This is a genomic window from Myxococcales bacterium (assembly GCA_016717005.1).
In the GTDB taxonomy this organism is placed as follows: domain Bacteria; phylum Myxococcota_A; class Polyangia; order Haliangiales; family Haliangiaceae; genus UBA2376.
Map to the genome: position 1 here is coordinate 175,372 of JADJUF010000007.1, position 21,024 is coordinate 196,395.

The following is a 21,024-nucleotide window of genomic DNA, read 5'->3' on the forward strand; positions in this document are numbered from 1 at the left end:
CCAACGGCGCGTCCGCCACCGGCGCCGTCGGCTTCGGCTGGAGCTTCCGCGATCACCAGGCGATCTACGCCGCGGTCAACGGCGGCGTCGTCACGCTCGATCACGCCCGGGGCGTGCTGTTCGACAGCATCGGCTACGTCAACTACGGCCTGGCGCTGCCGGTGCGCGTCGACGCCCGCGTCGGCGTGATGTTCGGCCGCGCGGCCTACGATCAGGAGGCCCGCTCGCTGTTCGGGGCCGCGATCGCGGTGCTGCCGTGGCGCGGCGAGAGCCCCGACCACCACACCCACTCCGAGAAGGGCTGGACCGACCTCGGCCCCGACCTCGACCTGCTCCGCGGCCTCGGCGTCGAGGTCGCGGTCGACGCCCTGCCGGCGCCGTCGGGCGCCGAGCGCGGCCTGGTCGTGACGACGATCAGCCTGGTCGGCGATCTCAGCACGGTGATCGCGCGCTGAGCCGGTCGCGCGGCTCGGGCGGCTCGGGGCGGCCGCCCCCGTCGCGCGCCAGCCCCGCAGCGGCGCGTCCCCTTCGCCCGGTCGGCCCTCGTCGCGGGCGAGCCCGGCCCGGCCCGGCCGGACGGATCTTGGTCGCGAGCGCGACGTTCGCGCGGGGCAGCCGTTGTGTTCGCCACCCACCTTGCCTACCGTTGTCGACGGTCCATGCGCATCGCGATCGTCTTCGACACCCCGTACGTCGACTGGACACCAGAGGATCACGCGGCGCAGATGGCCCGTGAGCTGGCGCACCCCGACGAGGCCGAGGCCGAGATGGAGTACCAGGTGGCCGAGGCGCTGGTCGCCAACGGCCACGAGGTGCTGCTGCTCGGCGTCCACGACGATCTACGCGACATGCGCCAGCGCCTGGCCGACTGGGAGCCGGAGCTGGTGTTCAACGCCACCGAGGCCTACCTCACCAACACCGATCTCGACTACCTGATCCCGGCGATGCTCGAGGCCGAGGGCCACCGCTACACCGGGGCGCCGCCGCTGGCGTTGATGGTCACGCGCAACAAGGCCATGAGCAAGAAGATCCTCGCGTACCACGGCATCAAGGTGCCGGGGTTCCGGACCTACCGCGTCGGCGAGCGGCCGGCCGCCGAGGTCGCGCTGCGGTTCCCGCTGATCGTCAAGCCGATGCAGTCCGACGGCTCCGAGGGCATCGCCCAGGCCTCGATCGTCCACGACGTCGCGGCGCTCGACCAGCGGGTCGCGTTCATCCACGAGCGCTTCGCGAAGCCGGCGATCGCCGAGGAGTACATCGAGGGCCGCGAGCTCTACGCGACGATGATCGGCAACGGCGACACGGTCGAGGTGCTGCCGCCGGTCGAGCTGATCTTCGACCCGAGCAAGTCGCGGCCCGAGGATCGGATCTCGACGCAGCGCGCGAAGTGGGACATGGCCTACCGCAAGCGCCACGGCATCAAGACCGTGTTCGCGCGGCGCATGTCCAAGGTCGCGACCGCGCAGCTGCGCAAGGCGTGCCTGACCTCGTACCGGGCCCTGTGGCTGCGCGACTACGCCCGCATCGACGTGCGGCTCACCGCCGACGGCGAGGTCTGGTTCATCGAGGCCAACGCCAACCCGTACCTGAGCTTCGGCCACAACTCGGCCGAGGCCGCGCACAAGGCTGGCATGCACTACGAGGCGTTCATCCAGCGCATCTGCGACGAAGCGATGGTCCGCGATGCCTGATCGTCCTCGCCCCGAGCACCGCTGCAAGTGCGGCCACGCGCTCAAGCGCTTCTGGCCCTTCTGCCCGGCGTGCAGCCGCCCGCAGATCTGGCGCGACATCCAGTTCGCCACCGGCGCCGAGTGCGCCGCGTGCGGCTGGGTCGTGTCCGATCACGCCAGCTACTGCCCGTGGTGCCGGGCCGACATCTACGAGGAGGGCGTGTCGAGCGAGGTGCCGCTCAAGGAGCCCAAGGGCTTCCGCATGGACGCGAAGTGCGATCACGGCTGCGGCGGCGGCGTCCAGTACCCGATGCCGTTCTGCCCGTGGTGCAGCAAGCCCCAGAGCTGGAGCGACGAGGACCTGTTCGAGGGCGTCTGTCCGCGGTGCGACCGCGGCGTCGACGACTGGATGGACGCCTGCCCGTGGTGCGGGCAGGATCCGACCGGGCGCGACCTGATCGAACCAGCGATGCGCGAGATCCGGCGCCTGCTGCGGATCGCGGGCATCGCCAACTGGGGCTTCCGGGTGCTGCTGCGCCCGGGCGGCTCCGGCGTCGATCCGAAATACCCCAAGATCGTCGAGATCGAGCGCAGCCACGTGCTCGAGCCCCGACGCCGCGGCGAGGTGCCGTGGACGATGCTGGTCGGGCTGATCGCCCACGAGCTCGGCCACAGCTTCCTGTTCCACCACTGGCGCTGGACCCGCACGCCGAAGTTCCGGCGGGTGTTCGGCGAGGTCGACAAGGCCTACCGCGCGATGGACGACCACACGGTCTACTTCCAGCGCCGCAAGGTCTCCCACGCGCCGCCTGACCATCCCAGCGCCTACGCGGCGACGCACCCGCAGGAAGACTTCGCCGAGACCTTCCGCTTCTACGTCACGCGCCAGCGGCGCCTGCGCGAGCTCTTCGCCGAGCTCGGCCGCAAGCGCAAGGGCGTCAAGGTGTTCGAGAAGTTCCTGCTGCTGCACGACTACGTGCGCTCGCTGCGCGGCTGGACCTGAGCTCGGGGCGGGAGCCGGAGCCGGTATCGGAGCCGGAGCCGGAGCCGGAGCCGGAGCCGGAACCGGAGCCGGAACCGGAGCCGGAACCGGAGCCGGAGCCGGTATCGGAACCGGAGCCGGAACCGGAGCCGGTATCGGAGCCGGAACCGGTCGGAGCCGGAGCCGGTATCGGAACCGGTGCCGGATCCGGAGCCGGAGCCGGGATCGGAGCCGGCCCCGGAGCCCGTATTCCGATCCGCAACCGAATCCGGGCGCGCGGTCACCGCCGGCGCGCGGCGGGGCTCAGAGGCGCACGGTGCCCTTCTTGCCGCCGGGCGCTGGCGGCGGCGGCACGTCGCCCTCGACGGTGGCGGTCGCGACCCGGCTGGCGCTGGGCAGGCCGCCGAGCGCGCGCTCGACCTCGCGCAGCCGGGCGTCGGGGGTGCCCAGGTCGCGCAGATCGGTGACGTAGCCGTCGAGGTCGACCTTGCCCTCGGCGATCGCCAGCGCGCCGAGCAGGACGTCGATGATCGACGCGGGATCGCCGACCCGCATGATGTGCTCGCGCGGGATCACGGTGGCCCACTGCCCCAGGATGACGTCGTCGGAGTAGTTCGCGAGCACCGACGCCTGGTCGGCCTCGCGGCGCGCGGCGTCGGGCGCGTAGTCGAACTCGGCGACGATCACGTCGCTGGCGTCGCCGGTCTGGCCGGCCGGCGAGATCACGCCCTCGACGTGGCGGATCTCGCCGCCGAGCTCGAGCTCGACCTTCCACCGGGTCGGCGCGTGGTCGGGCTCGTGGAAGCGGAAGTTGCGGACCCACACCTTGTAGCGCCCGGGCGGGGCCTTGCCCTTGGCCCAGCGCACGTTCTCGACCGGCTTGGTGCTGTCGCCGCTGACGTTCATGTCGACGTCGAGCCAGCCGCCGCAGCTGGCCTGCTTGGCGCCGTAGTAGATGTGCTCGCCGGCCGGCGTCGTCACGTGCAGATCGAGGTCGTTGCGGTTGTCCCAGAGCAGCGACGCGCGCACGTCGACGCCGTCGTACATGCCGCCGCGGCCGGTGACCCGAGCCTTGATCTCGGCGTCGATGTTGGTCCGGCGCTCGTCCATGGTCTTGCCCGGGTAGATCAGGAACGCGTGGAACTTGTCCTGCAGGCGCCGGAACGCCTCGACCGCGTCGAGATCCTCGTCGAGGTCGTCGCCGATGACCCGCTTGACGACGGCCTTGTCGAGCTTCGGGTAGAAGCCCTCGTCGCCGACGAAGAAGAAGTAGCCCTTCTTGCCGGTGCCCGCGGCCAGGCGCACGCAGTTGGTCCGGCTGTAGAAGTACGCGGCCAGCTCGTAGCTCTCCTGGCCGGTGCCGCCGCCGCCACCCTCGATCCACATGCGCTGGAGCACCTCGTCGAGGCGGTTGTCGCCCTCGAACTGGCCGACCTGGAGCGGCGCGCGATCGGCGTAGGCGTCGCCGATGCCGCAGAAGCTGATGCCGGGGTTCTCGGTGTAGCCCTTGAGCTCGATCTGGCCCATCAGCGCCGGCAGCTTCTCGTACATCAGCTTGGTGTCGTCGCCGCGCGACCGGGTCACGTCGAGCGCGACCACGATCGGCGTCACGTTGTTGACCTCGCGCCGCTTGCCGAACGGGTCGAGCGCCGGGTGCGGCCCGGTCGGCGTCTGGCTGCCGGCCGGCGCCTCGAAGGCGGCGTTGTTGCCAGACCGATACTGACGCGCGATGTCGAGGCTGTAGCGACCGCCACCCATGATGGGCTCCTCAGGTTCGGGGTTCCGTGATCACAACTCGAGCGGGACGAACTCGTGCTCGCCCCAGATCTGGGCGCGGACCTTGTCGACGTGCAGGTACAGCTCCCACGCGTCCTGAGGCCGGCCGCCCTGCGACTCGACCGCGAGGTACTTGAGGAAGCGCGCGAGCCGCGGATCCATGTCGGGCAAGGTCTTGGTCGCGGGGTCGCCGCCGGCGAGGTGGATCATCACCTTGCCGAGCGCGTACAGATCCGACGCGGGCGTCGGGCGGCCGCGGGTCGCGACCTCGGGCGGGCTGTAGCGCTCGTTGTGGGCCTTGAAGCCCTGGCCGGTGCGGGCCGGCTCGACCACGGCCCAGCACCAGTCGATCAACCACAGCATGTGATCGTGGGGCCGGATCAGGATGTGCGACGGGTCGAGGTTGCCGTGCAGGATGCCGTGCTTGTGGGCCCAGCCCAGCGCGGCCAGCGCCCGCCGCAGCACCCAGACGAGGTGGCGCGGCGGCAGGCCGGGCTCGCCGCGCTTGCGGCAGCGATCGCGGATCGTCGTCAGGTCGAAGCCCTCGAGGTGATCGAACACCGAGCCGAGCCGGCCGTCCTGGGTGCGGAACTGATCGCGCGGCGGGGCGAAGTGGATCACCGGGCCGCCGGCCTCGGCGGTGAGCAGGCCCAGCACCCGGGTCTCGTGCTGGAGCAGATCGTTGTCGGACCCCTGATCGGCGATCTTGATCGCGACCTGGGCCGGCGGCTGCGAGCCGCGCACGTGACCGCCGTAGACCGTCGCCAGATCGCCCTGGGCCAGCGTGGTCGTGACCTGGTAGGTCGCGCGCTCGGTCGTGACCGCGAACTCGACCCGGCGCGGGTTGGCGGTCGCGGCCGCGCGGCGCGCGCTGGCCTCGCGCACCGCGACCACGGCGATCGGCTGCCAGTCGCCGTCGTCGGGGCCGATCAGCGCGGCGGCGTCGGCCGCGCCGCCGAAGGTCGAGCGCGAGTTGTCGACGACGCGCGCCGACGACTGATCGATGTTGACGACCGAGACCTGGGGGCCGTCGCCGCCGACGCGGACGTGGACGCCGTCGAAGGTGTAGCGGCTGGCCTCGCCCATCAGGTCGACGAGGTGCAGGGCCCCGGCCAGCTCGTGGAAGCCCGCGGTCGCGGGCGTGACCGCGAGCGTGAGCACCGTGGGGCGCCCCGGGAAGATCGTCGCGGCCTCGAGCACCGGCAGCGCCGCGCCCGACCAGGTCGCGTGCAGCGCGCACCGCTCGAGCGCGAGCGCCCCGTCGTTCTCGACCCGCAGGCGCACGAGGCCGCGGGCGCCGACCGCGAGGTGGCGCAGCGGCACGACGTCGATGCTGACGCGGATGGCCGACGCCGGCGGGCTGTCGGGCTCGAGCTGCGCGCACAGCGACGCGTGGGTGGCCAGCGTGACGCCGAGGCGCAGGCGCAGCTCGTCGAGCTGGGCCTGCTTGGCGCCGTCGAGCCCGCCGTCGCCGAGGAACCGGGTCAGCACGTCGCGGTAGCGCGCCGCCGCCTCGGGGGTCTCGACCGCGGCCGGCTGGCGCGCGCCGCACGCGCCGCAGAAGGCCGCGCCCTCGCGCAGGCCCTGCTTGCAATCCACGCACGCGGCCACGGCCCTAGCGTTACACGAACGATGCCGGTCGTGCCCACCGATCCGGCCCGCTGTTCCGCGGTATCGTCGATCCTCCAAGGGGGCCGCGCCGCAGATGCCTAGCACCACCACGCCCGACGCCACGTCCTGTCCGCAGTGCGGCGCCCACAACGACGCCGGCGCCAGCTTCTGCGCCGCGTGCGGCGCCAGCACCGTGGCCCACGCGCAGTGCCCGAGCTGCACCAGCCTCAACCCCCTCGGCAACCGCTTCTGCAACCGCTGCGGCGGGTCGCTCGAGCACGCCGGCTGGGCCGGCGACGCCGCGACCAGCGGCGTGGTCGATGGCATCTGGGAGCGCGGCGGCGACGAGCTGATCCGGCGGGTCGATCCCGAGGACGCGCGCCGGTTCCTCGGGGCCCGCACCGTCCGGGTCCCGGCCGGGACCGTCGGCGTGATCCTCGTCGACGGCGTGATCGAGCGGGTGCTGCCGCCGGGCGAGCGCACGACGCTCGGGCTGTTCGAGCGCATCGCCAGCTTCTTCCTGGGCCGCGACCGGACCGCGTTCTACCTGGTCGATCAGCGGCCGTTCCCGGTGCCGTTCGTGGTCCAGACCCGCCCGAGCCCGACCGGGCACACGCTCAAGTCGCAGGTGCTGGTCACGTTCACCCTGCCGCGCGGCGATCACGACGCGCTGGCCCGGTTCATCGCCAACGTGCTCGGGCCGCGCCCGGCGTTCGCGGCCGGCGACCTCTACAACCTGCTGCGGCCCGACGTCGTGCGCGTCGCGCAGGAGGCGCTCGAGCGCGCCGTGGCCGCGCACGCCGACGGCGCGGTCTCGTACCCCGACGCCGAGGCCGCGATCCGGATCGGGCTGGACGGCCTCGTCGGCCCGCGCTACGGCCTCACCGTCGACGCGACCCTGGCGCCGCTGACGCGGATCGCCAGCCTCGATCTGCGGCTCGGCGCCGGCGTCGCGCCCGAGGTGCGCCCGTGCACGAGCTGTCAGCGCGAGCTGCCGGCGACCTTGCGCTTCTGCGACGCGTGCGGCGCGCGCCAGCCCGAGCACCCGAGCGGCGGGGCGACGCCGTCGCTCGAGAGCCCGCTGTTCTCCGCCGACGGCCAGCAGCTCGAGCTCGAGCTGGTGGTCCGGGTCCACGGCCAGCACGACGACTTCGGCCCGGCCGCGATCGCGCCGGCCCTGGTCGGGGCCGCGGCCGCGCACCTGCGCATGACCACCTGGACCGCCCTGGCGACGCCGGCCGGCTTCGCGGCGCTCGAGCAGGCGCTGACCGCGGTGGTCGCGACCACGCTGACCGGCCTCGGCCTCACGCTGTCGGCGCTCGCGGTGATCGACGCGCGCACCAAGAACGGTGAGTGGCTGCTGGCGGCCCGCGCCGATCTCGAGCGCGCCCGCGAGGCCGTGCGCCTCGGCCACGCCTGGCTCGAGCAGCGCGACGGCGAGCTCGAGCTCGAGGAGCTGACCCTGACCCGGGTGCTGCGGCAGCAGCGCACCCACCGCGACCAGGCGTTCGCGCGCGACGCGGCCCAGACCGAGGACCGCGAGCGCCGCGACGAGCTCGCCGCGCGCGCGGCCACGCTCGACGTGGCCGCGGCCCAGCGCGCGGGCGCGGTCCGCGCCGCGACCGACACCGTCGAGCAAGAGCGGGCCCGCCGCGAGCTGGCCCACGCGACCGAGCTGCGCCAGACCAGGCTGACCGCCGAGCTCGAGGAGCTAAAGGCCCGGCGCGATCTCGACTTCGCCGAGACCGAGCGCAAGCGCCGGCTCGAGCTCGAGCTGGCCGCGGTGGCCGAGGCCCAGCAGCTCGACAAGCTGCGGGCCATGGCCGAGCTCGATCGCGCGGCCGAGGCCCAGGCCCACGCCCACGATCTCGAGAAGCGCCGCGCGCTCGAGGGCTTGACCCCCGAGCAGATGATCGCGGTCCAGGCGGCCGAGCTGGCGCGCACCGACGGCGGCGGCGCCGCGTGGGCCAACGTGCTCGCGCAGCAGCACGGCGTCGAGGCCGAGCGGCGCCACGCCGAGGACACCCGCGCGGTCTACGAGCGCGCGATGGGCGCGATGGCCGACGTCGCGCGGTCGCGGGCCGAGGCCGCGCCGGTGGTCGCGGGCGGCGCCGGGCCGGTGGTCACGGTCGCGAACACCAGCCGCAGCGCCGGGCTGACGCGCGCGTGCAAGGCCTGCGGCGCCGGGCTCAAGGCCGACGCCGGCTTCTGCGGCGCCTGCGGCGCGTCCCAGGCGTGACCGTCAAGGTCGTCCTCGGGCTCGGCTTCGGCGACGAGGGCAAGGGCACGATCGTCGACTGGCTCGCGCGCCAGGCCGCGACCCCGCCGCTGGTCGTCCGCTACGGCGGCGGCCCCCAGGCGATGCACCACGTCGTCACCGACGACGGGCGCACCCACTGCTTCGCGCAGCTCGGCGCCGGCGGGTTCGTGCCCGGCGCCCGCACCCACCTCGGCCCCGACATGGCGGTCGATCCCTACGCGCTGGTCGCCGAGGCCGCGGCGCTGGCCGAGGTCGGCGTCCCCGCCGCGCTGACCTCGCTGTCGATCGATCCGCGCTGCGTGCTGGTCACGCCGTGGCACGCGCTGGTCAACCGCGTGCGCGAGCTGGTGCGCGGCGACGCGCGCCACGGCTCGACCGGCCGCGGCGTGGCCGAGGCCAAGCTCGGGGCGATCGCGGTCCGCGCCGGCCAGCTCGGCGCCGGCCTCGCCGACGCGCTCGCGCCGCTGCGCCGGGCCCTGGCCGCCGAGGCCGCGGCGCTGATCGCCGCGCACCCGGCCGCGCCCGAGGCCGCGCGCGCGCTCGCGGCGCGTTTCGGCGACGACGACCTCGCCGCCGCGGTCGTCGACGCCGCCGCCGCGATCGCGGCCGCGGGCGTGGCGATCACCCCGACGCTGCCCGCCGCCGACGACGTGATCCTCGAGGGCGCCCACGGGGCCTTGCTCGACCAGGACCACGGCTTCGTCCCCCACGTCACGCCGAGCCGGATCACCCGCGCCGCCGCCGAGGCCGCGGCCCGCGCGCTCGGCCTGGCCGGCTCGCTCGAGGTCTGGGGCGTCGTGCGCGCGTACCACACCCGCCACGGCGCCGGCCCGTTCCCGTCGGAGCTGCCAGGCCTGGCCGCGCGCCTGCCCGAGCGCCACAACCCCGACGACGGCTGGTCCGGGGCGTTCCGGGTCGGCTGGTTCGACGCGGTCCTGGCCCGCTACGCGCTCGGGTTCGCCGGGCCGATCGATCGCCTGGCGGTCACCTGCGTCGATCGCCTGACCGCGCTGGCCGAGGTCGCGATCGTCGACGCCTGGCGCACGCCCCGCGGCGACGTCACCGACCTCGCGGCGATCGCCGCCGGCGAGCGCACCGCCCTGGCCGCCGCCGCGACGCCGATCGCGCGGCGCGTGCCGTCGATCATCGCGGCGATCGAGGCCGCGCTCGGCCGCACCGTCGACGTCACGTCGTGGGGGCCGACCGCCCGCGGCAAGCGCGCGCCCCCCCCGACCGGAGCGCCGCGATGAGCCGTCGGCGGGCGCCGCCGTCGACTACACTGGCGGCGATGCGCCCCCTGCCCTGCGGATCCTGCTCGCCGTGCTCGCGCTCACCGCCTGCGATCCGATCGATCACATCAACGTGCGCTTCCCGGTGGCGCCGGGCCCGGCCGGGGCGCCGCCGCCCATGGTCACCGCGTACTGGGTCCAGACCTACCAGGGCCGGACCTACGCCCAGTTCCAGATCGTCGCGCAGGCGGTGACCGGGCCCGAGCTGAACGTGACGGTCACCGAGTGCTGCGGCACCGCCGCGGCCTACCGCGCGGGCAAGCTCGCGTTCCTCGGCTGCATCGAGCGCGCGGACGCCGCCCCCGAGCTGGTGTGCGGCGCGATCGGCGCCCCGGACGCGGCGATCACCCACGCGCGCGCGCAGGCGACGAGCTGCGCCGAGGTCGCCCAGACCCTCGGCCGCGCCAACCTCGATCTCGCGACCTGCACGCTGACCCCGATCCGCCCCGCCCCCGCCGCCCGACCGGCGGTGGCGACGCCGCCGAGCTGAGGCGCAGCCCGCAGCCGGGGCTCGCGACCGATCATCAGCGCCACGGCCACGCGCCGGCGGGGATGAGGCGCGGTGAGCGGTCGGCGCCGGCGCGGCTACGGCGTCAGGCGCGGCGGCTCGCCGTTGCCGGCGGTCGCGACCCGGTCCTTGACCCGATCGAGCAGCCCGGCCAGCGGCGTGCCGGCGAAGACCCGGTCGATCACGTCGACCATGGTCTTGCCGCCGACGAACGACTGCACGCTCATCGCCTCGGCCACCTTGGCCAGGACCTCGCGCGACGACAGCGCCAGGAGCGCCTCGCTGAACCCGCCCTGGGCCGCGCCGAAGCGCTTGACCGCGGCGTCGACCTCGGCGGTCAGCGCCTCGAGGGTCAGCGCCTGGCGCGCGCGCTCGGCCGCGACCGCGGCGTCGTCGACCGCGCGCTGCCGGGCCAGGCCGGCCTGGTGGTCGACGTCGACCGCGGCGTTGGTCGCGGTCGCGGTGGCGTGCCGGGCCTTGGCCGCCTCGAGCTCGCCGGTGATCTGCGCCAGCGCCACCTGGACCCGCGCGCCGATCTGCTCGATCTCGATCTCGGTCAGCTTGCGCTTGGTCTCGGCCTGGGCGTCCGCGGTCTCGCGCGCGATCTGCTCCTGCCGGCGGGTGACGTCGAGGCCGCGCTGGGCGCGGAGCAGCGTGATGTTCGACTGGACCGCCTCGTGCTGGGCGTGGCTGAGCAGCTCGTCGATCGACGCGTCGTCGATCGACACCTCGAGCAGCTCGACGTCGGTGATGCGCATGCCGTTCTCGGCGAAGCGCATGCCCGACCGGGCGCCGCCGTCGCCGGTCTTGCCCAGGAGCGTGTCGCGGATGATCTCGACCGAGCCGGCGTAGAACGACTCGATCGACGCCTTCTTGACCGCGCCCTTGAGCACGCTGCGGACGTGGTCGCACAGGAACTTCACGTAGTTCTCGACCTCGAACCACTTGGTCGGGTCGCCCTCGAAGTTGACCCGCATCGAGTACTCGAGCGTGACGTTGACGTGATCGCTGGTCTCGACCTCGCAGATGTCGCCGACCTTGTTGTTGAGCACGCGCAGGAACACCGTCTCGATCAGGCGCTCGGAGGTCTTGGGCTTGCCGGTCGAGAGCTGGATGACCTCGAGGGTCTCGTCGTAGCCGAGCAGCAGGTTGAGCGGGCCCTGCTCGACCCGGCGGCCGCCCTGCTTGTCGACCACCAGCACCGCGTAGCCGACCCAGGTGTTGACCGACGGCACGCCCTGGAACCGGGTGTCGAGCACGACGGTGCGCGGCTGGGTGAACTGGTTGGCGCGGTCGAGCACGTCGCCGGCCAGCGCTGGCGACGCCGTCGGCGCGCCCGCCACCTGCTGCGCCGCGGGCGCCTTCTTCTGCTGGCGCTGGACCTCGTTCTCGGACACCACGCCGGCGCGACCGACCGGCCCGGCGCTCTCGAGCTGCCGCAGCGACCGGTTGTACGCGAGGACGCTGTCGTTGCCCGGGTACCAGGTCTTGCACTCGCGCTCGGTCAGCACCCGGCGCACGATCACGTCGTCGACCGGGTTGGGCAGGAGCATCGCCGGGCCGCGGGCCATCCGGATCTCGCCCGACTTGCGGTTCATCACGTAGCGGGCCTCGCCGGCCGGCACCGCGACCGCGAAGTGCTTGTCGCGCCCGTCGTAGCGGACGACCGAGTGCTCCTCGCGCGGGAAGTAGATCGCGGTCTCCTTGCCGGTGATGAAGAACTCGTCGCCCTCGCGATGGCTGGTGCCACCCTCGGTGTACGGCGCGATCACCTTGACGTGGAGCCCCTGGATCTCGTTGAGCTCGATCGCCTTGAACTTGCGGTGACCGTCCATCGAGATGAAGGTCTCGGTCGGCTCCGGAAACACCACCTGCGGCCCGCGCTCGTAGCGCTTCTTGCCGTTCTGATCGACCAGGATGCAGTACTCGAGCCGCTCGAGCGTGAGCGCGTCGCGCACGTAGCTGCCGTGCTCGTCCGGCACCACCCCGACGCCGGTCGGCGGGATGTAGAACGACACGTCGGTGCCCTTGATGATGAAGAGCTTGCCGACCGTCAGCTCGGCCGGGGCCCGGGTGATCGGCTGGGTCGGATCGGCGCCGTCGACGGTGGCCGGCTTGATCACCGCCTGGCCCCAGTGCTTGCGGGCCTCGTCCTCGTTGTAGACCCGGACCAGCAGGTACTGGTTCGAGCGCAGGTGGTGCCCGGGCACCAGCTTGACCATCTGCCCGGGCCACAGCGCGAACGAGCACGGCCCGTTGATGTTGATCTTGCGGCCGACCTCGAGATCCGGCGACGGGTAGACGCCGCCCGGGACCGGATGATCGTTCTTGGCCGACGGGTTCTTCAACACGACGTAGAAGCCCTCGGGCGCGATCGCGATCTGCTGCACCGCCTGCTCGAGGTTGCACGGCTCGAACCGCTTGTTGTCGGGGTTGAACACCACCGCGCGCTCCTGCGCGGTCGGGTTGATCACCGTCGGACCCGTGTAGGTCTTGATGATGCCCTTGGTGACGTCCTGCATGTAGGCGTACTCGCTCGGTGCGAGCACGAGGTCGCGCTTCTGGTTGCGCTCGTCCATGTGGTTCCCCCGGTGTCGAACGTGTCGACGGCAAGCGTTACGCAGCGACTGTCGCCGGGACCGGCGATGGGCGCAACCGCCCACGTCGGTGCGATGCCGGGCGGCGGCGATCCGTCGCAGGACCTGCGGCGCGACCGACGCGCCGCCCGCCGCTTCGATTATGATCTGGCGCTGCCCGCGTTGACCGACGACGGTCAGCGGCGCCCGACCAGGTGGGGCGAGCGCGACGAGCCCTCGTCGCGGAGGCGCAGCGCCAGATCGATGCGCAGCGCCGCGTTGATCAGCCCGAGGTGGCTGAACGCCTGCGGGAAGTTGCCGAGCAAGGTCCCGGTGCTCGGATCGATCTCCTCGGACAGCAGCCCGACGTGGTTGCTGGCGTCGACGTGGGCCGCGAACACGTCGAGGGCCCCGTCGAGGTCACCCTGCAGGGCCAGCGCCTCGGCCAGCCAGAAGCCGCACAGGATGAAGGCGCCCTCGGCCCCGGCCACGCCGTCGGGGTCGCGGTAGCGGTGGAGGAACTGCCCGGTGCCGAGCTCGCGCCGGACCCAGCGCACGGTCTCGATCTGCCGCGGATCCTGGTCGGGCAGGAAGCCGTGGATCGGCATGAGCAGGAGCGCCGCGTCGGGCCGGGCCTCGCCGTAGACCGAGACGAAGTGGCGGCCGGTCGGATCGAGCGCCTCGGCGCAGATCTCGGCGTGGATCTCGGCCGCGGCCGCGGCCCAGCGCAGGTGCAGGTCGCGGCGCCCGAACGACAGCGCCAGGTGCGCGCCGCGATCCATCGCCAGCCAGTTCATCAGCTTCGAGTGGACGTTGTGGCGGACGCCGTGGCGCGGCTCCCAGATGCCGTGGTCGGGCTCGCGCCAGCGGGTCTCGGCGCGGGTGATCACGTGCGCGAGCTTGTGCCACGCCGGCAGGGTCAGCGTGCCGCCGAAGCGCTCGAACAGGTGCGCGGCGTCGACGACCGCGCCGGTGGTGTCGAGCTGGAGCTGATCGCGGGCGCCGTTGCCGATCCGCACCGGACGCGAGCCGAGGTAGCCGGCGAGGTGCGGCAGCTCGCGCTCGGTCGGGACCGCGCGCCCGTCGATCGTACATCAGCGCGAGCCCGGCCTCGGTGTCGACGGCGTCGCGGAGGAAGTGGTAGAAGTCCCGCGCCTCGGCCCGGTAGCCGAGCAGGTTGGCGGCGCGGATCGCCATGGCCGCGTCCCGGGCCCAGGTGAAGCGGTAGTCCCAGTTGCGCGGCCCGCCGATCCACTCGGGCAGCGACGTCGTCGGCGCCGCGACCACGGCGCCGGTCGGCGCGTACATCAAGAGCTTCAGCGCCAGCGCCGCGCGCAGCACGTGGTGGCGCCAGGGCCCGTCGTACTCGAGCTTGCTGGCCCAGGCCCGCCAGCTCCGGCGGGTGGCGCGCAGGTGCTCGAACGGCCGGTGGGCGTCGACGTGATCGAGGCCGTCGCGGCCCCACGACAGCACGCACCACAGGCTCTGCCCCGATCGCAGCGTCACGGTGGCGCGGACGCCGCCGTCGGGCAGGCGGCGCCACGTCAGGCGCTGCGACACCGCCAGCGCGAGGCGCTCGCCGGCGCGGCCCTCGGCCACGACGCCGTGCTCACCGACCTCGATCCGCGGCACGTCGGCGCCGTAGGCGAAGCGCGGATCGAAGACGACCTCGACCTCGACCGGCGCGCCCGGGCAGTCGACGCGTCGGTGCAGCTCGTGGTTGCTGGCCCGCGGGTCGTCGCTCCACGGCATCGAGTCGACGAGCCGGACCTCACCCGCGGCGCCCCGGAACACGGTCTCGAGCACGTTGGTGTCGGGGTCGTAGGCCTGGAGCGCCTCGAACGGGCACGCGGCCGGGCGCACCGCCATCGAACCACCGCCGCGGGCGTCGAGCAGGCGGGCGAAGACGCTCGGGCTGTCGAACCGGGGCAGGCACAGCCAGTCGACCGCGCCGTCGACGGCGACCAGCGCCGCGGTGAAGCCGTCGCCGATCAGGCCGCGCGCGGCGATCGGCAGGGCCGCGGCGGTGTCGGCGTCGGCGATCGTGAACGGGCGCCCCAGGTGCCGCGCGGCGCTGAGCAGATCCATCGGCCCATCGTACCCAACGCAGACGGCGGGCGGGTCCGCGCGCGGCGACGATGGCCGATCGGGATCCCGGGCGACGGGCGGGTCGCCGCCCGCGGCGTCGCCGGCGACGTGTGCGCCGCCGCGACCCACGTGGCATGCTCGACGCGATGCCGCGCACCTCGCTCGTCGCCGTCCTGGTGCTCGCCGCCCTGGTCCGCGACCACCCAGCCGCCGAGGCCTGCGCCACCGCGCCGCCCGCCGGGACGACCGTGCAGATCGTCGACGAGGAGGCGATCATCGCCTGGGATCCGGCCACCAAGGTCGAGACCTTCATCCGGCGCGCGGCGTTCCACGCGACCACGCCGAGCTTCGGGTTCCTGGTCCCGACCCCGACCACGCCGCAGCTCGGCGAGGTCGACGCCGCGGTGTTCGACCAGGTTGCCACCGCGCTCGGGCCCGAGCTCGTACTCGACACCAGCGGGTTCTCGCTCGGCGTCACGGCCTTGGCGCTGACGTGCGTCCGCTCCCAGGACAAGAGCGCCGGACCGTCGCTCGCGAGCGGGCCGCCGGTCCGGGTGCTCGCGACCGCGCGCGTCGCCGGGTTCGACGCGTCGACGCTCGAGGCCGACGATCCGCAGGCGCTGGCGGACTGGCTCGGCGGCCACGGCTTCGAGGCGACGCCCGCGCTCACGGCGTGGCTCCAGCGCTACGTGGCCGATCACTGGAAGCTGACCGCGTTCGTGGTCGCCACCGACCAGGCCGACGCGCCCGCGTTTGACCTGGCGACCCGCGCGGTCAAGATGACGTTCCAGACCGAGCGCCCGTTCTACCCCTACCGCGAGCCCGCGGCGCCGCCGGAACCGCTCACCGCGGTACGACGGACCTTGCGGGTCGTGGTCGCGGCCGACGCCCGGGTCGCCGCGACGCTCGGCGACGCGGCGTGGTCGGCGCGGACCCAGTTCGCCCGGCCGCTCGACCTGCCGCCGGCGCTCGGGCTGGGCCGCAGGTTCGTCACGGTGTTCGTCGACGACAGCTCGCCTCGACTCGGCACCGACGAGGTCTACTTCGCGCCCAGCGCGGACCTCGCCGAGGTCCGCGCGACCGTGCTCGCGCGGCCGACCCGGATCGAGATCCCGCTCGACGCCCTCGGCGCCGTGGCCCTCGTCGGCCTGGTCCTGGTGCGGCGACGTCGCCGCGCGCGCTGACGGCTCAGAGCTGTTCGAAGTCGACGACGCCGCGCAGCTCGGCCGGCAGCGCGTCGAGCTCGGCCTGCAGCGTCTCGCGCGCCAGCGCGGGCGGCGCCTTGACCACGAACAGGAACTCGCGCCGCACGAACTTGTTCTGCTCGCCGATGATGCCGCAGCCCATGCGCGTGATCGCCTCGCGGTAGGCGCGCACCGACTCGTGGACCACGGCCTCGGCCACGCCCGAGACCTTGACGATGCCGGCGCGCTCGCGCTCGAGGAACCACACCAGCGCCCAGCCGATCACCGTCGCCGGGACCGCGACGATGTAGATCTTGAGCCCGCAGCACAGCCCGATGACGGTCACCAGGATCACCCGCCCGGTGTCCTTGGCGTCGCCGACCATCGTCCGGAACCGCAGGAGCCCGCCGATGCCGAAGATCACGAACGCCATCGCCGGCTGGACCTCGACGATCAACGCGACGATCGCCGCGACCATCGAGTAGGTCAGGAACGTCTTGGGCTGCTCGAAGTGCTCGAGGCTCGACATCCGCCGCCGGGTCGCGGGGTGGTAGGCGATCACCGCGCCCAGCGTCAGCGCGAGCATCAGCACGACCAGCATGTCGAGCAGCACCCACCCCTCGCCGAAGGCCTTCCAGCCATTGAGCAGGGCGTCGATGCCGTGCTCAGGAGTGAGGTTCTGGCCGCTTGGTTTCACGCGGCGACGCTACCACGGGGGTCGGTTCCGCTACGCCCTGGCTCGCTCGCGCCGTGGTGGTGAGGCACCATCGACGGCGATGACCGTTTCGACCCGCGCAAGGTTCATCGGATCGCTGGCCGCCGGACTCGTGGTCGCCACCGCGGCCGCGACGCCGGTCCGGGCGGACATGCCCGAGCCCGAGGAGGCCGAGGCGCCCGAGGCGCCCGAGGCGCCCGAGGCGCCCGAGGTCGCGCCCGCACCGCCCCGCCCGGCGCCCCCGCCGCTGCCCGAGCGCGAGGGCGGCCGGGTCGGCATCGGACTCTACGCCGGCCTCGGCAGCCTCGTGAACGCCGGCACCCACACGATGCTGGGCGTGTCGCTGCGCTTCGGCGGCGCGTTCACCGACCGGGTCCACGTCCTCGGCGAGCTCTCGCTCATGGCGACGCTCGGCACGGGCACCTACTACCAGGGCGCCCTCGACCTCGGCGCCCAGGTCTACGCGCTGCCCAGGCTCTACCTGCGCGCGGCGGCGGCGGCATCAAGTACGACATCGCCAGCTACCAGGGCCAGTGGCCGCGCCAGAGCAACTACCCGTGGCTGCACCTGGCCGGCGGCGTCGGCTGGGACGTCCACCGCCGCGGCCAGCGCGCCGCGGCGGTCGAGCTGCTGCTGACGAAGTCGCTCACCGACGACCAGGACTTCCGCTGGTCCCCGACCGACGCCGACCCGCGCTACGACGTCACCGTCGCGCTGGGCCTGAACCTCGACTGGTACTGATCGCGCCGGCCGCGGTCACTGGTTGCCAGGACAGGCGGCCTCGTCGTCGACGGGATCGTCGTCGACCCGCCGCTCGGCCCAGGCCTCCGCGTCCGGCAAGAGCCGCGGCGTCAGCGGGCGCGCCAGCACGCCCGGGCGGAGCCCGGCGCGGTCGAGCTCGTACAGGTCGAGCACGTGCGCGACCAGATCGACGTCGGCGTAGGCGTCGGGATCAAAGGCGCGCTCGGCGTAGAACGCGCGGTACTCGTGCAGGAACGCCGACGTCGGCAGGTCGTCCCAGTAGCCGACCTCGGACCGATTGATGACGTGGTTGGTCTCGTGGACCAGGGTCGCGGCCAGCAGGCGCGTCGACAGCCCGCGGGCGACGTAGATACGGTCGCTCCACATGTACCCGTCGAGCTCGCCGGTGACGGCCCGGGCCGCGCGGCTGCGGCCGTCGTGGAGCCGCGCGTAGTCGGCCGAGGTCAACGCCACGCTGAGCTCGGCGCGCACCCGCTCGAAGTCCCAGCAGGTCAGATCGACCAGCTCGTCGACCCTGACGCGACCGGCGCGGATCGACGCGGCGGTGAGCCGGGCGATCGGCGCGTCGTCGGCCTCGAGCAGGGCCAGCGCCCGCTCGACGTAGCTCCGGAACGCGGCGCTCGAGTGGCTGGGGTCGACCTCGACGAACCCGGCGCTGCCGCCGCGGTCGTCCTTGCCGCCGGTGCCGCCGAGGTCGTCGAGGTCCTCCGGGCTGGTGACGCAGGCGGCCCACGCCAGCAGGACCAGACCGAGACCGAGCGAGGTGGCGCGACGCATCCCGCGGGCGACTGCAAGAACCTCACCCGCCCGCGGCGCTCGAAGATCGCGACCTTGGCCGCGGCCGGCAACTCCGGTAGCCGGCGCCCGGCTCGATCGGCCCCAGCGCGCTCCGCCCCGCGGCGCTCACGCCGTCGGCGCGGCGCCGGGGACCAGCTGGGTGCCGACGCCCTCGCGCGTGAAGATCTCGAGCAGGAGGGCGTGCTCGACCCGGCCGTCGATGATGTGGATCTTGGCGACGCCCGCGGCCAGCGCCGCCAGCGCGTTCTCGACCTTGGGGATCATGCCGCCGCGGATCACGCCCGACGCGATCAGCGCCCGGGCCTCGGCGTCGGTCAGCGTCGGCAGCAGCCGCCCGTCGCGATCGAGCACGCCGGCGATGTCGGTCAGGAGCACCAGCTTGACCGCGCCGATGGCCTGGGCCAGGCGCGCGGCGAAGACGTCGGCGTTGACGTTGAGCGCGGCGCCGTCGGGGCCGGTGGCCAAGGGCGCGACCACCGGGATGAAGTCCAAGACCAGCCGATCGAGCACGGTGCGATCGATCGACGTGACCTCGCCGACCAGGCCCAGCTCGGGTCGGGCGATCCGGGCCCGGGCCAGGCCGCCGTCGCAGCCGGTCAGGCCGACCGCGGCGCCGCCCTGGTGGTTGATCAGCCGCACCAGCTCCTGGTTGAGCGTGCCGCCGAGGACCATCTCGACCACCTCGAGCTGCGCGGCGTCGGTGACGCGCTGGCCGTCGACGAACGTCGCCTTGTGGCCCAGGCGGTCGGCCAGCGCGGTGATCTGCTTGCCGCCGCCGTGGACGACGATCACGTGGATCCCGACCCAGTCGAGCAGGATCAGATCCTCGGCGAAGCGCTGGCGCAGCGCGGCGTCGTCGAGGGCGGCCCCGCCGATCTTCACGACCACGGTCTTGCCGCGGAACTCCGAGATGAACGGCAGGGCCTCGACCAGCACCCGCGCCTTGGCGATGACGGCTTCCACGGCCGCGCATCCTACGCTACCCGCGGGCGCGTCAGGCCGCGCCGGGCCTACAGGATGAAGCGCGCCAGGTCGTCGTCGGCCGCCAGCGCGCCCAGGCGCTCGACCACGTAGGCCTTCGTGACCGGGATGGTCTGCGTGCCGATGTCGGGCGCGTTGTAGAGCAGATCGTCGAGCAGGCGCTCGAGCACGGTGTGCAGCCGGCGGGCGCCGATGTTGGCGGTGCGGGCGTTGACGTCGGCGGCGATCCGCGCGAGCTCGTGGACCGCCTCGTCGGTCCACTCGATCGTGACGCCGTCGGTCGCCAGGAGCGCCGCGTACTGCGTGGTCAGGGCGTTGCGCGGCTCGGTCAGGATCCGGACGAAGTCGTCCGCGGTCAGCGGCTCGAGCTCGACCCGGATCGGGAACCGGCCCTGCAGCTCGGGGATCAGATCGCTCGGCTTGGCCATGTGGAACGCGCCGGCGGCGATGAACAGCACGTGATCGGTCCGGACCGGGCCGTACTTGGTGGTGACGGTCGAGCCCTCGACCAGCGGCAGCAGATCGCGCTGCACGCCCTGGCGCGACACGTCGGCGCCGCCGCGCTCGTGGCTGGTCGCGATCTTGTCGATCTCGTCGAGGAAGACGATGCCGTGCTGCTCGGCCCGGGTGACCGCGTCGCGCGTGATCCGATCGTGGTCGATCAGCTTGTCGACCTCCTCCTCGGTCAGCGCCAGCCACGCGTCGGGCACCTTGAGCTTGCGCCGGCGCTGGCGCTTGTTCATGCCGCCGAGCATGTCGCGCAGGCCGCCCAGGCTCGACTCGTCGATGCCCGAGCCCGGCGCCGAGAACATCTGCAAGAGCGGGTGGCCGCCGCCGTCCTCGGTGAGATCGACCTCGACCTCGCGGTCGTCGAGGCGCCCGTCGCGCAGCATCGCGCGGAACTTCTCGCGGGTCGGATCGATCACCGGCGCCGGCGGCTCGCCCGGCCGATCGCCGAAGCGGTTCCCCCCCGACGCGCGCGGCAAGAGCAGATCGAGCACCCGCTCCTCGGCCGCGTCCTTGGCCCGCGGCCGCATCTTCGCGGCCTCCTCGTCGCGCACCAGCTTGACCGCGACCTCGATCAGATCGCGCACGATCGAGTCGACGTCGCGGCCGACGTAGCCGACCTCGGTGAACTTCGACGCCTCGACCTTGCAGAACGGCGCCCGCGCCAGCTTGGCCAGGCGCCGCGCGATCTCGGTCTTGCCGACGCCGGTGGGGCCGATCAGGATGATGTTCTTGGGCGCGATCTCGTCCTTGAGATCGCCCTCGACCTGCTGGCGGCGCCAGCGGTTGCGCAGCGCCACCGCGACCGCGCGCTTGGCCTCGCGCTGGCCGACGATGTAGCGGTCGAGCTCGGCGACGATGGCGGCCGGGGTCAGCGCCGCGGCCGGCAGGGCCTTGGTCACGACAGCTCCTCGACGGTGAGGTTGGTGTTGGTGTAGATGCAGATCTCGGCGGCGATGCCCATCGCGGCCTCGGCGACCGCGCGGGCCCCGAGCTCGGTGTGGGCCGCCAGCGCCCGGGCCGCGGCCAGCGCGAACGGCCCGCCCGAGCCGATCGCGGCGATGCCGTCGTCGGGCTCGATGATGTCGCCCTGCCCCGACAGCACGAACGTCACCTCGCGATCGGCGACCAGCAGCATCGCCTCGAGCCGGCGCAGCGCCTTGTCCGAGCGCCAGTCCTTGGCCAGATCGACCGCGGCGCGGCGCAGGTTGCCGCGGTGCTCGCGCAGCTTGCCGTCGAGCCGCTCGAACAGGGCCAGGCCGTCGGCGGCCGAGCCCGCGAACCCGGCGATGGCGCCGCCGCCGCCGGCCTCGCCCA

17 protein-coding genes are annotated in these 21,024 nt (G+C 73.5%); 8 read left to right on the plus strand and 9 right to left on the minus strand.

The genetic code is table 11. The features are described 5' to 3' along the window. Positions 1 to 113 precede the first annotated feature (113 nt). The 3 genes from IPL61_07730 to IPL61_07740 all read left to right on the plus strand — a co-directional run bounded on the left by IPL61_07730 (position 114) and on the right by IPL61_07740 (position 2,673). The gene (locus IPL61_07730; protein ID MBK9031211.1) at positions 114 to 455 is read left to right on the plus strand and encodes a hypothetical protein; all 342 of its coding nucleotides are present in this window, start codon (positions 114 to 116) and stop codon (positions 453 to 455) included. Between the two features lie 204 nt (positions 456 to 659). After that, entirely contained in the window at positions 660 to 1,691 is a 1,032-nt protein-coding gene (locus tag IPL61_07735) for an ATP-grasp domain-containing protein (protein ID MBK9031212.1), read from the plus strand. Next, the gene (locus tag IPL61_07740) at positions 1,684 to 2,673 is read left to right on the plus strand and encodes a putative zinc-binding metallopeptidase (GenBank protein MBK9031213.1); all 990 of its coding nucleotides are present in this window, start codon (positions 1,684 to 1,686) and stop codon (positions 2,671 to 2,673) included. The genes IPL61_07735 and IPL61_07740 overlap by 8 nt, the downstream gene beginning before the upstream one ends. 282 nt (positions 2,674 to 2,955) lie before the next feature. On the opposite strand, the gene IPL61_07745 is transcribed toward IPL61_07740, so the two are convergent. Both IPL61_07745 and IPL61_07750 read right to left on the minus strand, forming a co-directional pair. Beyond that, the gene (locus tag IPL61_07745) at positions 2,956 to 4,410 is read right to left on the minus strand and encodes a hypothetical protein (protein ID MBK9031214.1); all 1,455 of its coding nucleotides are present in this window, start codon (positions 4,408 to 4,410) and stop codon (positions 2,956 to 2,958) included. 30 nt (positions 4,411 to 4,440) lie between these two features. Continuing rightward, a complete protein-coding gene (locus IPL61_07750) occupies positions 4,441 to 6,039 on the minus strand; it encodes a hypothetical protein (GenBank protein ID MBK9031215.1) in 1,599 nt (532 codons plus the stop codon). A gap of 94 nt (positions 6,040 to 6,133) precedes the next feature. Here IPL61_07750 and IPL61_07755 point away from each other — a divergent pair, with 94 nt between their 5' ends. The 3 genes from IPL61_07755 to IPL61_07765 all read left to right on the plus strand — a co-directional run bounded on the left by IPL61_07755 (position 6,134) and on the right by IPL61_07765 (position 10,078). Beyond that, positions 6,134 to 8,278: a zinc ribbon domain-containing protein gene (locus IPL61_07755; GenBank protein ID MBK9031216.1), complete on the plus strand. Its 2,145-nt coding sequence runs from the start codon at positions 6,134 to 6,136 to the stop codon at positions 8,276 to 8,278. Continuing rightward, positions 8,275 to 9,549, plus strand: coding sequence for an adenylosuccinate synthetase (locus tag IPL61_07760; protein MBK9031217.1), 1,275 nt, complete (start codon positions 8,275 to 8,277; stop codon positions 9,547 to 9,549). Before IPL61_07755 ends, IPL61_07760 begins: the two co-directional genes overlap by 4 nt. Before the next feature lie 70 nt (positions 9,550 to 9,619). Continuing rightward, positions 9,620 to 10,078: a hypothetical protein gene (locus IPL61_07765; protein ID MBK9031218.1), complete on the plus strand. Its 459-nt coding sequence runs from the start codon at positions 9,620 to 9,622 to the stop codon at positions 10,076 to 10,078. Positions 10,079 to 10,173: 95 nt separating this feature from the next. Here the strand turns inward: IPL61_07765 and IPL61_07770 are convergent, their stop codons facing one another. The 3 genes from IPL61_07770 to IPL61_07780 all read right to left on the minus strand — a co-directional run bounded on the left by IPL61_07770 (position 10,174) and on the right by IPL61_07780 (position 14,760). Further along, complete coding sequence (locus tag IPL61_07770; protein ID MBK9031219.1) at positions 10,174 to 12,675, minus strand: hypothetical protein; 2,502 nt, start codon at positions 12,673 to 12,675, stop codon at positions 10,174 to 10,176. A gap of 194 nt (positions 12,676 to 12,869) precedes the next feature. After that, complete coding sequence (locus IPL61_07775) at positions 12,870 to 13,163, minus strand: hypothetical protein (GenBank protein ID MBK9031220.1); 294 nt, start codon at positions 13,161 to 13,163, stop codon at positions 12,870 to 12,872. Then, positions 13,093 to 14,760: a glycoside hydrolase family 15 protein gene (locus IPL61_07780; protein ID MBK9031221.1), complete on the minus strand. Its 1,668-nt coding sequence runs from the start codon at positions 14,758 to 14,760 to the stop codon at positions 13,093 to 13,095. The genes IPL61_07775 and IPL61_07780 overlap by 71 nt, the downstream gene beginning before the upstream one ends. Positions 14,761 to 14,906: 146 nt before the next feature. Here IPL61_07780 and IPL61_07785 point away from each other — a divergent pair, with 146 nt between their 5' ends. Continuing rightward, positions 14,907 to 15,944 (plus strand): DUF2330 domain-containing protein, encoded by a 1,038-nt coding sequence (locus tag IPL61_07785; GenBank protein MBK9031222.1) that lies wholly within the window; start codon positions 14,907 to 14,909, stop codon positions 15,942 to 15,944. A gap of 4 nt (positions 15,945 to 15,948) precedes the next feature. Here IPL61_07785 and IPL61_07790 read toward each other — a convergent pair whose 3' ends face one another. Then, positions 15,949 to 16,641, minus strand: a complete 693-nt coding sequence (locus tag IPL61_07790) for a hypothetical protein (protein ID MBK9031223.1) — start codon at positions 16,639 to 16,641, stop codon at positions 15,949 to 15,951. Between the two features lie 79 nt (positions 16,642 to 16,720). On the opposite strand from IPL61_07790, the gene IPL61_07795 reads away from it, so the two are divergent. Then, the gene (locus IPL61_07795) at positions 16,721 to 17,296 is read left to right on the plus strand and encodes a hypothetical protein (GenBank protein ID MBK9031224.1); all 576 of its coding nucleotides are present in this window, start codon (positions 16,721 to 16,723) and stop codon (positions 17,294 to 17,296) included. A gap of 119 nt (positions 17,297 to 17,415) precedes the next feature. Here the strand turns inward: IPL61_07795 and IPL61_07800 are convergent, their stop codons facing one another. From IPL61_07800 to hslU, 3 genes are all read right to left on the minus strand, one after another. Further along, the gene (locus IPL61_07800) at positions 17,416 to 18,198 is read right to left on the minus strand and encodes a hypothetical protein (GenBank protein ID MBK9031225.1); all 783 of its coding nucleotides are present in this window, start codon (positions 18,196 to 18,198) and stop codon (positions 17,416 to 17,418) included. A gap of 126 nt (positions 18,199 to 18,324) precedes the next feature. Further along, entirely contained in the window at positions 18,325 to 19,182 is an 858-nt protein-coding gene (gene argB, locus IPL61_07805) for an acetylglutamate kinase (protein ID MBK9031226.1), read from the minus strand. A 47-nt stretch (positions 19,183 to 19,229) separates the two neighbouring features. Then, on the minus strand, positions 19,230 to 20,882 hold the full coding sequence (gene hslU, locus IPL61_07810) for an ATP-dependent protease ATPase subunit HslU (GenBank protein MBK9031227.1): 1,653 nt from the start codon (positions 20,880 to 20,882) through the stop codon (positions 19,230 to 19,232). Positions 20,883 to 21,024: the final 142 nt, after the last annotated feature.

Bases quoted from the DNA above. Each gene is read 5' to 3' on its own strand.
- IPL61_07735 (MBK9031212.1), top strand. From the start codon at position 660: ATGCGCATCGCGATCGTCTTCGACACCCCGTACGTCGACTGGACACCA.
- IPL61_07740 (MBK9031213.1), top strand. From the start codon at position 1,684: ATGCCTGATCGTCCTCGCCCCGAGCACCGCTGCAAGTGCGGCCACGCG.
- IPL61_07745 (MBK9031214.1), bottom strand. From the start codon at position 4,410: ATGGGTGGCGGTCGCTACAGCCTCGACATCGCGCGTCAGTATCGGTCT.
- IPL61_07755 (MBK9031216.1), top strand. From the start codon at position 6,134: ATGCCTAGCACCACCACGCCCGACGCCACGTCCTGTCCGCAGTGCGGC.
- IPL61_07770 (MBK9031219.1), bottom strand. From the start codon at position 12,675: ATGGACGAGCGCAACCAGAAGCGCGACCTCGTGCTCGCACCGAGCGAG.
- IPL61_07780 (MBK9031221.1), bottom strand. From the start codon at position 14,760: ATGGATCTGCTCAGCGCCGCGCGGCACCTGGGGCGCCCGTTCACGATC.
- IPL61_07785 (MBK9031222.1), top strand. From the start codon at position 14,907: ATGCCGCGCACCTCGCTCGTCGCCGTCCTGGTGCTCGCCGCCCTGGTC.
- IPL61_07795 (MBK9031224.1), top strand. From the start codon at position 16,721: ATGACCGTTTCGACCCGCGCAAGGTTCATCGGATCGCTGGCCGCCGGA.
- IPL61_07800 (MBK9031225.1), bottom strand. From the start codon at position 18,198: ATGCGTCGCGCCACCTCGCTCGGTCTCGGTCTGGTCCTGCTGGCGTGG.